The organism is Mesorhizobium argentiipisi (SeqCode) (assembly GCF_037179585.1).
Classification (GTDB): Bacteria; Pseudomonadota; Alphaproteobacteria; order Rhizobiales; family Rhizobiaceae; genus Mesorhizobium; species Mesorhizobium argentiipisi.
In genome coordinates this window covers 18,045-28,916 of the sequence record NZ_JAPYKO010000039.1, presented here as the reverse complement: position 1 = coordinate 28,916, position 10,872 = coordinate 18,045, and the positions used below count along the sequence as shown (strand labels likewise).

Annotated in this window: 19 protein-coding genes; 10 read left to right on the top strand and 9 right to left on the bottom strand. The window is 61.0% G+C overall.

Annotated features, from left to right (window positions below; genetic code table 11):
* Positions 1 to 55: 55 nt before the first annotated feature.
* The 3 genes from O7A05_RS31225 (at position 56) to O7A05_RS31215 (ending at position 3,623) form a co-directional block, all read left to right on the top strand.
* Positions 56 to 2,221 carry an ABC transporter ATP-binding protein/permease gene (locus tag O7A05_RS31225; RefSeq protein WP_337097131.1) on the top strand — a complete coding sequence of 722 codons (2,166 nt, stop codon included), beginning with the start codon at positions 56 to 58 and terminating at the stop codon, positions 2,219 to 2,221.
* Positions 2,222 to 2,330: 109 nt separating this feature from the next.
* Positions 2,331 to 3,128: a Stf0 family sulfotransferase gene (locus O7A05_RS31220; protein ID WP_337097130.1), complete on the top strand. Its 798-nt coding sequence runs from the start codon at positions 2,331 to 2,333 to the stop codon at positions 3,126 to 3,128.
* A gap of 87 nt (positions 3,129 to 3,215) precedes the next feature.
* A complete protein-coding gene (locus O7A05_RS31215) occupies positions 3,216 to 3,623 on the top strand; it encodes a DOPA 4,5-dioxygenase family protein (RefSeq protein WP_337097129.1) in 408 nt (135 codons plus the stop codon).
* Between the two features lie 149 nt (positions 3,624 to 3,772).
* Here the strand turns inward: O7A05_RS31215 and O7A05_RS31210 are convergent, their stop codons facing one another.
* The 3 genes from O7A05_RS31210 to O7A05_RS31200 all read right to left on the bottom strand — a co-directional run bounded on the left by O7A05_RS31210 (position 3,773) and on the right by O7A05_RS31200 (position 5,368).
* On the bottom strand, positions 3,773 to 4,048 hold the full coding sequence (locus O7A05_RS31210; protein ID WP_337097127.1) for a DUF6894 family protein: 276 nt from the start codon (positions 4,046 to 4,048) through the stop codon (positions 3,773 to 3,775).
* Positions 4,049 to 4,841: 793 nt separating this feature from the next.
* A complete protein-coding gene (locus tag O7A05_RS31205) occupies positions 4,842 to 5,033 on the bottom strand; it encodes a hypothetical protein (protein WP_337097126.1) in 192 nt (63 codons plus the stop codon).
* Between the two features lie 203 nt (positions 5,034 to 5,236).
* Positions 5,237 to 5,368: a hypothetical protein gene (locus O7A05_RS31200; RefSeq protein ID WP_337097125.1), complete on the bottom strand. Its 132-nt coding sequence runs from the start codon at positions 5,366 to 5,368 to the stop codon at positions 5,237 to 5,239.
* A 78-nt stretch (positions 5,369 to 5,446) separates the two neighbouring features.
* Here O7A05_RS31200 and O7A05_RS31195 point away from each other — a divergent pair, with 78 nt between their 5' ends.
* Positions 5,447 to 5,650, top strand: a complete 204-nt coding sequence (locus tag O7A05_RS31195; RefSeq protein WP_337097124.1) for a KTSC domain-containing protein — start codon at positions 5,447 to 5,449, stop codon at positions 5,648 to 5,650.
* Positions 5,651 to 5,819: 169 nt separating this feature from the next.
* Here O7A05_RS31195 and O7A05_RS31190 read toward each other — a convergent pair whose 3' ends face one another.
* Entirely contained in the window at positions 5,820 to 6,005 is a 186-nt protein-coding gene (locus O7A05_RS31190) for a DUF3606 domain-containing protein (RefSeq protein WP_337097122.1), read from the bottom strand.
* A gap of 153 nt (positions 6,006 to 6,158) precedes the next feature.
* Here O7A05_RS31190 and O7A05_RS31185 point away from each other — a divergent pair, with 153 nt between their 5' ends.
* A complete protein-coding gene (locus O7A05_RS31185) occupies positions 6,159 to 6,395 on the top strand; it encodes a DUF982 domain-containing protein (protein ID WP_337097121.1) in 237 nt (78 codons plus the stop codon).
* A 6-nt stretch (positions 6,396 to 6,401) separates the two neighbouring features.
* Entirely contained in the window at positions 6,402 to 6,995 is a 594-nt protein-coding gene (locus tag O7A05_RS31180; RefSeq protein ID WP_337097120.1) for an SOS response-associated peptidase, read from the top strand.
* Between the two features lie 2 nt (positions 6,996 to 6,997).
* On the opposite strand, the gene O7A05_RS31175 is transcribed toward O7A05_RS31180, so the two are convergent.
* Together O7A05_RS31175 and O7A05_RS31170 are read right to left on the bottom strand one after the other, a co-directional pair.
* Entirely contained in the window at positions 6,998 to 7,378 is a 381-nt protein-coding gene (locus tag O7A05_RS31175) for a hypothetical protein (protein ID WP_337097119.1), read from the bottom strand.
* Positions 7,378 to 7,665 carry a hypothetical protein gene (locus O7A05_RS31170; protein ID WP_337097117.1) on the bottom strand — a complete coding sequence of 96 codons (288 nt, stop codon included), beginning with the start codon at positions 7,663 to 7,665 and terminating at the stop codon, positions 7,378 to 7,380. The genes O7A05_RS31175 and O7A05_RS31170 overlap by 1 nt, the downstream gene beginning before the upstream one ends.
* Positions 7,666 to 7,806: 141 nt before the next feature.
* Between O7A05_RS31170 and O7A05_RS31165 the strand changes: the two genes are divergently transcribed.
* Positions 7,807 to 8,076 carry a hypothetical protein gene (locus O7A05_RS31165; protein ID WP_337097116.1) on the top strand — a complete coding sequence of 90 codons (270 nt, stop codon included), beginning with the start codon at positions 7,807 to 7,809 and terminating at the stop codon, positions 8,074 to 8,076.
* 240 nt (positions 8,077 to 8,316) lie between these two features.
* On the opposite strand, the gene O7A05_RS31160 is transcribed toward O7A05_RS31165, so the two are convergent.
* Both O7A05_RS31160 and O7A05_RS31155 read right to left on the bottom strand, forming a co-directional pair.
* Entirely contained in the window at positions 8,317 to 8,676 is a 360-nt protein-coding gene (locus O7A05_RS31160) for a hypothetical protein (protein WP_337097115.1), read from the bottom strand.
* Positions 8,677 to 8,679: 3 nt separating this feature from the next.
* Positions 8,680 to 8,844 (bottom strand): hypothetical protein, encoded by a 165-nt coding sequence (locus tag O7A05_RS31155; RefSeq protein ID WP_337097114.1) that lies wholly within the window; start codon positions 8,842 to 8,844, stop codon positions 8,680 to 8,682.
* A gap of 286 nt (positions 8,845 to 9,130) precedes the next feature.
* Here O7A05_RS31155 and O7A05_RS31150 point away from each other — a divergent pair, with 286 nt between their 5' ends.
* From O7A05_RS31150 to O7A05_RS31140, 3 genes are all read left to right on the top strand, one after another.
* On the top strand, positions 9,131 to 9,466 hold the full coding sequence (locus tag O7A05_RS31150; protein WP_337097113.1) for a hypothetical protein: 336 nt from the start codon (positions 9,131 to 9,133) through the stop codon (positions 9,464 to 9,466).
* The gene (locus tag O7A05_RS31145) at positions 9,463 to 9,687 is read left to right on the top strand and encodes a DUF768 domain-containing protein (RefSeq protein WP_337097112.1); all 225 of its coding nucleotides are present in this window, start codon (positions 9,463 to 9,465) and stop codon (positions 9,685 to 9,687) included. The genes O7A05_RS31150 and O7A05_RS31145 overlap by 4 nt, the downstream gene beginning before the upstream one ends.
* A 763-nt stretch (positions 9,688 to 10,450) precedes the next feature.
* Positions 10,451 to 10,597, top strand: a complete 147-nt coding sequence (locus O7A05_RS31140; protein WP_337097111.1) for a hypothetical protein — start codon at positions 10,451 to 10,453, stop codon at positions 10,595 to 10,597.
* 28 nt (positions 10,598 to 10,625) lie between these two features.
* Here the strand turns inward: O7A05_RS31140 and O7A05_RS31135 are convergent, their stop codons facing one another.
* A complete protein-coding gene (locus tag O7A05_RS31135; protein WP_224513361.1) occupies positions 10,626 to 10,871 on the bottom strand; it encodes a MoaD/ThiS family protein in 246 nt (81 codons plus the stop codon).
* Position 10,872: the final 1 nt, after the last annotated feature.

Below are 10,872 nucleotides of genomic sequence, written 5' to 3'. Positions count from 1 at the left end.
AGCCGCGAAGGGTGCCCCGCATGAAACTTTTTGATTTTTGGGCCGTTGTGGCGCGATGCCCCCGGCCAAGCGCAAACCGAGACCGGCTGACAGCGCCACTCAGCGCGGCGCAAGCAAGCCGCCTCCGGCGAAGTCGCGCCATGAGAAGACGCGTCCGCCGAAACCCCGTGGCGCGCCCAAGCAACGGCCGGACAAGGCGCTGGAAGACAGGCAGCAAGAAGACAAGCTGAGAGAAGAAAAGGCGCGGCAAGAGAAGGCCCAGCGAGAGAGGGCACGACCTTCGACCGACAAGAACGCGCCCGAAAAGCGGCCCACCGATCCTGCGCCGGAGGCAATCGGCCATGCCGGGTCGCCGCCGCCCGAGGCGATCGAGCCCGGTCCCGCGCTTTCGCCCGAAGAGGCCGAGCGGGCGCGCAAGAAATATCTGTTGCGGCGCTTCTGGATCAGCGGGCGCGGCTATTGGGGTTTGCATGGCGACAGGCTCGCCTGGCCGCTGACGATCGGGCTGTTCACGCTCATCTGCCTCAATGTCGGTTTTCAATACGGCATCAACCGCTGGAACCGCGCGATCTTCGATGCCATCGAGCAGCGCGACGCCCACACCGTCTATTGGTTGAGCGCTATCTTCCTGCCGCTGGTCGCCGGCAGCATCAGCCTGGTGGTCGCCCAGGTTTACTTGCGCATGACCATGCAGCGCCGCTGGCGCTCCTGGCTGACCACGGCGGTCATCCAGCGGTGGCTGGCCAGCGGCCGCTACTACCAGCTCAACCTCGTCAAGGGCGACCACGCCAACCCCGAGGCCCGCCTGACCGAGGATCTGCGCATCGCGACCGAATCGCCCGTCGATTTCGTCGCCGGCGTTCTCAACGCCTTCCTGTCGGCCTCGACCTTCATCGTCGTCTTGTGGACCATAGGCGGTGCGCTGAGCTTTTCGCTGGGCGGTTCCACCATCACCGTGCCCGGCTTCCTCGTCGTCACCGCGGTCATCTATGCCGCGATCACCTCGACCTCGATGTTCGCCATCGGCCGGCGCTTCGTCCAGCTTTCCGAAGACAAGAACCAGGCCGAAGCCGAGTTCCGCTACGTGCTGACGCGTGTGCGCGAGAACGGCGAAAGCATCGCGCTGCTGGGCGGCGAGGAAGAGGAGAATGCCGGCATCGACCGCACCTTCGCCGGCGTGCTCGGCCGCTGGGCGCGGCTGACCGGCCAGCACATGCGCACGGCACTGGTCTCGCAAGGGTCCAGCCTGTTCGCGCCGGTGGTGCCGGTGCTTCTGTGCGCGCCGAAATTCCTCGACGGCTCGATGAGCCTTGGACAGGTGATGCAGGCGGCCTCCGCTTTCGCCATCGTGCAGGGCGCGTTCGGCTGGCTGGTCGACAATTATCCGCGCCTCGCCGACTGGAACGCCTCGGCCCACCGCATCGCCTCGCTGATGATGTCGCTCGACGGGCTGGAGCGCGCGGAGGAGAACGACCGGCTCGGCCGCATCCAGCGCGGCGAGACCGAGGACGGCGCCATGCTCAGCCTCAGAAATCTTTGCGTGACGCTCGACGACGGCACCTCGGTGGTGAAGGAAACCGAGGTGGAGATCCAGCCCGGCGAGCGCGTGCTGGTCTCGGGCGAATCCGGCACCGGCAAGTCGACGCTGGTGCGCGCCATCGCCGGCCTGTGGCCCTGGGGCAGCGGCAGCGTCGATTTCCACCCGGGCAAGCGCCTCTTCATGCTGCCGCAGCGCCCCTATATCCCGTCCGGCACGCTGCGCCGCGCCAGCGCCTATCCCGCCGCCGCCGACAACTGGAAGACGAAAGAGATCGACGCCGCCCTCGACAAGGTCGGTCTCGGCTATTTGAAGGACCGGCTGGAGGAGGAGGCGCCTTGGGACCAGACGCTATCCGGCGGCGAAAAACAGCGCCTGGCCTTTGCCCGCCTTCTGCTGCATGCGCCGGACATCGTCGTGCTCGACGAGGCGACCTCGGCGCTTGACGAGAAGAGCCAGGACAAGATGATGCAGACGGTGATCCAGGTACTGCCCAGGGTCACCATCATCAGCGTCGCCCACCGCGCCGAGCTGGAAGCGTTCCACACGCGAAAGATCACGCTGGAGAGGCGCGAGGGCGGGGCGCGGCTGGTGAGCGACGTGGAGCTTGTGTCACGCCGGAAGAAGCGCGGCTTGATCCAGCGCGCTTTGTGGGGCAGCGGCGTGAATGGCGGCAAAGGGTAAGGGGAGTGCTCCGAGGTTGTGCGTAATCACGGATTGGGGGACTGGCGCTGCCATCTGCTTATGGCAAATATGAAGATGGCGGAACGCTGAGGCCGCGCGTTCCTGCTTCATGACCAGCAGCGGGCAAAAAAGGGGGTGTGACAGATTGAAGGGGGTTGCGGTTTTAACCGAGGGAAGAAGCGGTTCGAACTGGCTGGGAAGTCTCACCAATGCGACGGGTATCATGGGCCGTTCGGGAGAATGGCTGAAGCAGCTCCATCTCGGTCCGGAACCGCGCAGATACGATGCGCTCGAGGAGACGGTGATTCGCGAAGCTTCGACCGCGAACGGGCGCTTCGCCATAAAGGTGTTTCCGCGCCATCTGAGCTGGTCGAAGGGCAAGTGCGGCAAGGACTTCCTGCTGGAAATTCGAAAGAACAACGATCTGGGCTTCATCCTGCTCGAACGCCGCGATCGGCTGCGGCAGGCCATTTCCTTCTACCGCGCCAGCGTTTCCAACGTGTGGGTAAGCCGGCACAAGAGGGCCGATTCTCCCGTCCCCTACAGCTTCGCCGGCATCAGCCAGGCTTTCTTCCAGATCGAGCAGAGCTACGCGTTCTGGCGGGCCTATGTGGATCTTTCGCAATTGCCCCGCCGGCATTTCTTCTACGAGGATCTCCTGCCGGACCCGGGGCCCTATATCGAAGCCGTCGCCGAATTGCTCGATGTTCCGGCGCCGGCCACCGTGCCGGTCTCCCAACTCGAGATCCAGCGCGACGACCTCACCGAGGATTGGGTCGAGCGCTTTCGGCACGAGGCAGCGAAGAAGGGCGCCATCGAGGCGATCGAGGAGGCGCCGGTGCCGCGCACGCTGGGTAATTTCGCCCGCATTGCCCTGAAGCGGCCTTTGAACAGAAGGCGATTCTGAGCGCCGCCGGAACAGCGGCTGGAGACAAGGCGACCGTGCTTCGGCTAGACTGAGCGCGGCGTGTGATCATCGAAGGGAAGCGTCGAAATGAGCGAAGTCAGGCCGCTTTCGGAGATCGCCAGCTATCACGCCCACATCTATTACGGCGATGCGGCGCAGCGCCGGCAGGCCGAATGGCTGCGCGAGCGCATCGGCGAGCGTTTTCGCGTGCGCCTCGGCAACTGGCGCGACGAGCCGGTCGGCCCGCATGAGCAGGCCATGTACCAGGTCTCCTTCGCCACCGGGATCTTCGCCACGCTGGTCCCCTGGCTGATGCTGAACCACGGAGGCCTCAGCATCCTCATCCATCCCAACACCACCAACCCCAAGCGCGACCACCTGATCGACCCGATCTGGATCGGCCGCGCGCTCGGCGTGCATGGCGAGGTGCTGGGGGAGGAGGATGAGGCAGAAGAGGCGCTGGAGGTGAATACTAAGCCGACGCTGGGGGTGTGAGGCGCACTCCGCAGGGCTTGGCTGCCATGCTTGCAACCACAGGGAAATCAAACGCTAACCCAAAGTTAGTCCATCGAACTTCTTGTGAACGCGCTCTCAGACGAGAGCGAGGACTAGTAGCGCTCTCAGTGTATTTCTGAGATTCCGTCCTAGCCTCGCTCAGACGCGCTGCGCGGAATGTACAGAGCATCCCCTGAAGGGACTTTCGCCGCGAATTGAAGCGTGAACAGGAGACGATTCTGGCCGTCTGTCACGTTCATGATCCATGGCGTCATATGATCCCAGAAGGACTGCTTGCTCTCGTTTATCATCTCGCCGGCAGCGCGCACGGCCTCTTGCCGCGCCGCATCCAAGTCCGGGAGATCGACCCCTTCTTGGTCGGGGGTGAAGGTGCCGTTATCGACGTGGAAATAATATTTGGTCATGCTGCTCTGGCCTGTTGGACAGAACCCCAACTCTCAGAGAACCGCTTTGTTGCCTTCCGCCTTGACAACCAGCGATAGCACGGGCCAGTTTCTCGGCGTCTGAGGATCAACCGGGGGTGCCCATGAAGAAGACCTACGAAAAGCCCATACTCGTGCGGAAGGCTAAGCTTTCCGCAATCGTCGCTAGCCCTTCGGCACCGACGGCGCCCGCGGGCTGATTGTATCTGAGAATCACAGGCCCGCTGGCTCCGGCCGGCGGGCTTTTTTACATCATCGGTTTTGTGAGTCCGCCCATCAGGCGCCTGTGCTTCTCGAAGAGGTGCAGCTTCTCGGGATATCCAAGCCTTAGCGCCGCGTTACACGACGGGCATTTGAATGAAGATATGGTCTTAAACCATGTGCCCTTTCGAATGATCGGGCGTTCGCACCGTGGGCACTCAAAAGTGAGGTATTCGTCGTTCAGTTCTTGAGGAATCGGCAATCCGGCACCTTTGGCGATGGATGCCCACCGTCATCGCAGGCAGTGGGGGCATCCATGAGTTGGCGACGAAAGGACTATGCTCGCCAGCACTCCCCAATGGCCGTGTCTAGAAAAGGTTTCGTACTGAAGGACTTATGAGTTGACGGATACGACGTTCGTCTCACGCGCATTGCGACTGACGGGTCGGATATAGGTATCGGAGGAACAACCCGGGCTTTCCGCTGTTCCCGAGTAGCCTGCCGCGCACGTTGCCAGTGTGCGCCCTTCAGGCTCCTTCAGCACCTGCCCGCTGGTTCCGGCCGGCGGGCTTTTTTATGAGTTTGAGAGCGCTGTCTTTATCTCGTCCAGCGTCTCGACGCCGTTCTCAAACAGCGTCATGATCTCCGCCGCCAGCGTCTCGCGCTCGGGACTGGCCAAGGGCAGATCGGCTCCAAGCTCTTTGAGCGCGGCTGCAAGTATCGCAAGCTGTTCCGGTGTGGCAGAACCGTTGTGCCGCATCTTCATCGCCCCTGAGCCCCTCGTTAACCGTCGCCCGTCCTGGTTCTTCTAGCCAGGAACAATAGGCATTAACATTTGTTGTATGCCGCATGGCCCATGCGGATTCAGCCGTTCCTGTAACAATTTTGCTCGCTGCAATAAGATTACAGGTGGCTCTCAACCGGCGAGCATGCACGCGCTCAGGAAGCGTGAGGCAAGCGGCAGGGGGACTAGCGCACGACGGCATCGTTGTAGAACTTCAGCCACTTCGGCAGGTCTGCAATCGGGAACGTTCCTCGCCAGATGCCCTTCACCAGAGTGAATGTGCCCGCCTTCGAATCGCAAGTCGCTGTCGCCTTCATGGGGGCGTTATAGGTCCGTGTTCGTGAAACCAAAGCCGGGGTCCGATCGTTTGCGGTTTGCAAACCAGCGGGTGCGCCATGCCGTCCACCTCGATCAGGAAAACCGAATACGATCCGGCGAGTAGAGTATTGTCCGTCTGGTTCGTGGCCAGCGGAAAGCGCTATGATTTTGAGGGGGTGCCACCAGAGACGTACACCGCGTTCCGGTCGGCGTTTGTCAAAGGCCGCTATTTCAACGACCATATTCGCAATCACTTCCGCTATCGCCGCATTCCGGACTAGCTGTCTAGTTCAAGCGGCTCGTGCTCATCCTGCTCGTGCCACAGGACTTGCCACATGTCTTTGCAGTCGACCATTTGACCGCACGTCTCACATCGATAGAAGTACGAATTGGCGTCCGGCTGGCAGTGCACCGTCACCTCTTTCGGACGGCCGAGCTCGGAAACCCTTGTCATCCTCGAAGCTTCCTCGCCTCCCGCTCCAAAGTCTTTCGGTCGTTGCCGTACTCTTTGATGAGATCACGAACGCGCTCGGGGCTAATCCCATGCTGGTTGGCGAAATAGCGGACCTCGTAGTCATCGTCGGCTGAAACTAGGTCGCGGTCGCGAGAACCCCGTTTGGTTTTGTCGTCTGCCATCTCTGCATCTCCTGGCCTGTTCTTGTGAACAGTCGCAACACGGGAATGTTCCCATTAGTATGAGCTAATGGAACCGATGCCGAGACGACGACTTGAATCCGGTACGGCGTATGGCGGAGCGTGGCTGTGCAGGATCAGCGATTTGAGAAGCCAGTGCGCATTGCGCTCGGCAAATCGGGCAACACAATCTACACGGTTGATCGCGTGGCGCAGGCGGCAGATATTCTCCTAAACCGATGGCCCGCGCCGACCGGCCGGAAGCACATAGCGGCGCGAAAGGCTTGCCTCCGCGTCCTCCGAGGGCTGAACGAAACACGGCACGCGCGAAAAGCCTTTGTGGAGGCCGCCGCAGAGGCTGATATTCTGGTGGAGCGCGATCCATTTGAATGAGCTTCCATGTGCAACGATTACGAGCAGCATATCGCCTGGGCCGAGTACTGCCGGATGATGGCCGAGCTGGCGCTGAAGATCCCAACGCACCAAGCCGAGCTTGATCTTCCCCAAGCTGACGACATACGCATCAACGATCCGGCGCCAATCATGCGAGCTGCCGGCGATGACGTCGAACTCGCCTCAATGACGTTCGGCTTTCCCCCGTCGGGACCGAAGGGAGGGCCGGTGTTCAACTTCCGCTCCGAAGGTCGCCGGTTCGCTGACAGCAAGCGCTGCCTGGTGCCGGCCTCTGCTTTCTTCGAGTTTACGGGCAACAAATACCCGAAGGCGAAACACCGCTTCGCTCCGAACGGTGCTTCGTTCCTGGCTATCGCCGGGCTCTGGCGTGAGGCGGCCGGCAACAAACCTCCTACCTTCACCATGCTGACGACCTATCCCGGGCCGGACGTCGCGCCGTATCACAATCGGCAGGTGGTTGTTCTTCGACCTGAGAATTGGAGGGCCTGGCTCGATCTGTCGAGACCGGAGAGCGAGTTGTTGCGACCCTTGCCGGCGGGATCGTTGTTGGTTGAAACGGTCAGGCCAGAGCGCGCCTGAGTTCAGTTGCGAAGCGGCTCCGGCACGCTGAGCGGTCCGATTTCTAGAATTCGTTTATAGGCGCCCGGGCGGCGCCAGAGGCCGCGTGCCCGCCCGTTCTCCCGGTCCCGCTTCGGATCGAACGCTATACCCCCGAAATGGGCAACAAAGGCATTCGCCGCATCCGGGTCCGCGAAGCAATGCAGCCGCCATTGCTCCTGCCTGCCATCTTCCCAGACCGCAATCACCGCCCTGATCCGGCATGAAAGGCCCTCCTGATCGAGGAATCGCTGGATCAGCGTAAAGTTGCGCCCTGTGCAGATGTCGTCGGGCAGGGCGACTTGGCGGGGCATGTCGCGGTCGATCACCGAAGGCGGCGGAATGCTGTGACTGCGCCCGACCATCAGTGGCGCTGTTGTCGCTCTCTGTGCTCCCAGGCTTCCTTCAGGATGATGTCGGTCTGTTCGCGCATTGCATCGGAAAGTGAAATCGCCAATCCCAGATCGTCCGGATAAATTGCCACGATCCAGGCCGCCGTGAGTTCCGCGATCGCCCGCTTCTGGCTGACATCCGATAGACCGCGCAGTTGCTTGGCCATCTTGCCGACGGCGCGGTGAATGGCAGGCATCTCGCGCTTTACGATCGTATATATTTCGGGCTGTTCAGCTTTGGTCGCACGCATCGGTTTCATTTTTCTGTCTCCTTTCATTACCAGTGAACAAAAAGAGAACAAAGACTCAAGGCACCCCTTGACCGCATGGGAATATGTTCCTCATTTCACGGTATGCCGGAACAACCCGAAAAGTGGCCACGAGGCCAGGCCTGGACGCTGATGCATGCCCATGAGGCAGGGCAGATCGCGCGCATCTCCTGCGGCCATTGCCATATTACACGCCACTACAAACCGATCGAGTTGCGCGAGGTGATCGGCAACGTCTCCATCGAGCAGGTGCGAGAAAAGGTACGTTGTCAGGTCTGCGGCAAGCGGGAGTGGATGTCCGCCGAACTCTTTCATGCCTATGGGCAGGAGCTTGTGACCATCCGTTTTCGGCGCCTGAAGGAAATAAGATGGGAAAGGCGTGTCATTTGGCGCGACGAATAGCGGCTAAGGGCTGCATTGGCAGCAGCAACGTAACAGGGTCTTGGCCTCGATATCGTGCCTGGCCTTGCCCCGGCGAGGCGCCCAGCGCATCCCAGCGGGTGATGTCGGCAAGCTAGGGCCGACCCTTCCGGCCCTCAACCCTCATCCGGCACGACAAACGAAAGCGCGATCAGGTCGTCGACGTCGATGCCGCCATGGCCATTGTCCAGCACGTCCGCGACCCTTTGAAAGGCCAGCATGTCATCCATGCTGAGGTTGGCTTCCCTCAGCCTGTCTTGCAAACCCGCCACCTTGGTTTCCAGGATCCTGGAAGTCTCGATCATGCTTGTCTCCGTTGCTGTCCAACGCCGCGTTCCACACACCCAGCATCAGGCACGTGAACACCACCGGCCCGATGAAAAGGCTGATGGCTATGCCAACCGCCGCCGCAATGCCCATCCGCTCCGCTTTCACGGCGGTCCTTGCAAGACCGTCATCGGCCGGGACGAGAATGGAAAGATCGCGGTGGTGGAGCGCGCCGTTGTCGTTTGCGGCCACCTCGAGCCGCTCCCGGAAGGGAAGCAGCGCCTGGCGAAAAGGTTCGCGGGAACTCATCCGCATAGGTCACGCCGCCTTGCCGTGGCGTTCGAAAAGCGCCAGCTTGGCCGAATAGCCAAGCCTGAGCTTGGCCTTGCAGGCGTCGCAATGGAAGGTGCTCACCGCCTTGAACCATGAACCGTTCCTGATGATCGGCCGGCGGCAATTTGGGCATTCATAGCGAAGACTCACGTCCCGCAACTCCTCGGAAATCGACATTGTCCACCTCTGTCCCCAGCCCCTGTTCTTTCTTCGGATGCCCGCCACCTGCGGGCAGGTGACGGACGATCCAGCCGACTGACGATGAAGGGACTGATTGCTCGTCAGCGCAGCCCTAATGAGACTGCGGGGCTTAGGTTTCACGCGATGGACCAATGCGCCGGCGAGTGGGACCTCAGTCCGTATCAGCGGAACCTAATGTTCTTCGCGCGCTTAAGGCCACATGAGCAGGCGCGGTCTCGACTTCTTCGACAGATGGATGGCGGAGCATCTGCCGAACGTCATGACGGAGGATCCCCTCGCGGTGGGCGATCTTGCCGACGAGGTGATGAAGGCGGCCGCGCACGAAGGCATCCCAGCCAGCGAGATCAACGAAGAAGTCGATAGCGTTTTCGAAGTGATCTCCGAGGCGCTGCAGCATCGCGAAGGCAGTTTGGGGGAGAGCGACCAGGCTGTCTTCGAATTGCTAGCAGGGCGCCTGGCAAGGGAAACCGGCATCACCCTGGATCAGGCCGGCGAGCTCATCGAATCAACCGGAACCGGCTGGGATTCGCTCCTTCGCGAGGCTCATTTCCTGAAAGAGCAGGGCGAATGAGCGAGCGTGGCGCGGAGTTCTTTGGCCGATGGATCACCGATAATGTGATGCGCGGCAATGTGGGCGCGGACATCCTCTCGGTGGCCGAGCTGACCCCCAAGCTGTTCGCCGATGCCAGGGCGGCAGGTATCTCCGAGGAGGAGATCGAAGAGGAAGTCGGAAGCGCATACGAGGCGATCATGGCGGCGATAGTCGGCTCCAAGGACAGCGGCAAACCGTAACTGTCGGGTGGCCGTCATGCTTCCTGAGCAGCTAGGTTAGATCAGGATGACGTTTTCGTTTAATCGCCATCCTGATCTAACTCTTTGTTGGAGCACGATCTTCTGCGAAAATCGGTTCCCACTTTTTGCACTCGCCGGGCTTCGGTTCGGGATCATGCTCTGGATCCACGCCGGACCATAGGAACATTAGCGCGCCCTAAGGGTTCTCTCAGCAAGAATCGAACACCCAGTTGGAACCATGGCCGAGTTAGCATTTGCTTTTGTGTATTATTCGGGGCTGACCGGCCATGACATGCTGGGCGCTGTCGTGTCTTTGACCGCGGGGCTTCTTCTCTACAACGTTATGCGCGAAGACCGGCCAAACCGATAACCAGCCCGACAATCATGAGCGGCCCGGCTCGAAGCGGGGGTTGCCCACGAGCCGGGCCTGACCGGCGGGGGCACGGACTAGATACAGGGCGCCGGCTGATATTGTCATATCAGCCTATGCTAAAGTCATCGCCCTCCGAACGAAGGACGCCGGGAACAGTCACTCGGCGGAACATTAGCATCTACTAATGATTTATCCTCCACAGGAGGATCTGCCATGCACAGCATTATCTATCTCGTCGGCCTCGTCGTTATCATTCTCGCCATCTTGAGCTTTTTCGGGCTTAGACGATAAGCGCCAAGCCCAACGCGGCCGAAACGGTCGCCAGACATATGCTGGTTTCCTAAATTCGAAAGTGCTAATATTGGCGGCGCTTGTCGAGGAAACCCGCGGATGGAGTTGGCTGCGCATATCTTCGCCGGTGTCTGGGGCGCCTGCGTTCTGGCGGCAGTCTGGTATTTTTCGACGCATTCGTCGCCGCCCGTTGCCGAAAGCAAGGAGCAGCGGGAGCTGCGTGAGTGGCTCGACAACCAATGGTAGGCGTGGTGGCAGCCAGCCGCCGGTTCGCTCACCCGCCAGCCAATCTCGGCAGCAGGAAAATCTCCGCCCCTGGCGGCAGCTCCTTCGACCACGTGTCGCGATAGATCGTGCCGTCGATCGCCACCGCGATCCCGCGGTCGATCCACGGCTCGATGCCCGGATACTGTTCCGCAAGCTTGCGGAATAGCTCCCTTATGTCCTTGGCCTCAATGTCGTGCTTGGCCTTGCCTCCGGCGACGGCGCTGAGCGAGCCCCAAAGGGTGACCTCGACCATC

What these genes read in the sequence shown, in the direction of transcription:
- O7A05_RS31220 (WP_337097130.1), top strand. Translation starts at nt 2,331, where the DNA reads ATGACCAGCAGCGGGCAAAAAAGGGGGTGTGACAGATTGAAGGGGGTT.
- O7A05_RS31160 (WP_337097115.1), bottom strand. Translation starts at nt 8,676, where the DNA reads ATGCGGATGAGTTCCCGCGAACCTTTTCGCCAGGCGCTGCTTCCCTTC.
- O7A05_RS31175 (WP_337097119.1), bottom strand. Translation starts at nt 7,378, where the DNA reads ATGGTCGGGCGCAGTCACAGCATTCCGCCGCCTTCGGTGATCGACCGC.
- O7A05_RS31140 (WP_337097111.1), top strand. Translation starts at nt 10,451, where the DNA reads ATGGAGTTGGCTGCGCATATCTTCGCCGGTGTCTGGGGCGCCTGCGTT.
- O7A05_RS31210 (WP_337097127.1), bottom strand. Translation starts at nt 4,048, where the DNA reads ATGACCAAATATTATTTCCACGTCGATAACGGCACCTTCACCCCCGAC.
- O7A05_RS31180 (WP_337097120.1), top strand. Translation starts at nt 6,402, where the DNA reads ATGTGCAACGATTACGAGCAGCATATCGCCTGGGCCGAGTACTGCCGG.
- O7A05_RS31205 (WP_337097126.1), bottom strand. Translation starts at nt 5,033, where the DNA reads ATGAAGATGCGGCACAACGGTTCTGCCACACCGGAACAGCTTGCGATA.
- O7A05_RS31215 (WP_337097129.1), top strand. Translation starts at nt 3,216, where the DNA reads ATGAGCGAAGTCAGGCCGCTTTCGGAGATCGCCAGCTATCACGCCCAC.
- O7A05_RS31165 (WP_337097116.1), top strand. Translation starts at nt 7,807, where the DNA reads ATGCATGCCCATGAGGCAGGGCAGATCGCGCGCATCTCCTGCGGCCAT.
- O7A05_RS31170 (WP_337097117.1), bottom strand. Translation starts at nt 7,665, where the DNA reads ATGAAACCGATGCGTGCGACCAAAGCTGAACAGCCCGAAATATATACG.
- O7A05_RS31150 (WP_337097113.1), top strand. Translation starts at nt 9,131, where the DNA reads ATGGCGGAGCATCTGCCGAACGTCATGACGGAGGATCCCCTCGCGGTG.
- O7A05_RS31135 (WP_224513361.1), bottom strand. Translation starts at nt 10,871, where the DNA reads ATGGTCGAGGTCACCCTTTGGGGCTCGCTCAGCGCCGTCGCCGGAGGC.
- O7A05_RS31195 (WP_337097124.1), top strand. Translation starts at nt 5,447, where the DNA reads ATGCCGTCCACCTCGATCAGGAAAACCGAATACGATCCGGCGAGTAGA.
- O7A05_RS31225 (WP_337097131.1), top strand. Translation starts at nt 56, where the DNA reads ATGCCCCCGGCCAAGCGCAAACCGAGACCGGCTGACAGCGCCACTCAG.
- O7A05_RS31145 (WP_337097112.1), top strand. Translation starts at nt 9,463, where the DNA reads ATGAGCGAGCGTGGCGCGGAGTTCTTTGGCCGATGGATCACCGATAAT.
- O7A05_RS31190 (WP_337097122.1), bottom strand. Translation starts at nt 6,005, where the DNA reads ATGGCAGACGACAAAACCAAACGGGGTTCTCGCGACCGCGACCTAGTT.
- O7A05_RS31200 (WP_337097125.1), bottom strand. Translation starts at nt 5,368, where the DNA reads ATGAAGGCGACAGCGACTTGCGATTCGAAGGCGGGCACATTCACTCTG.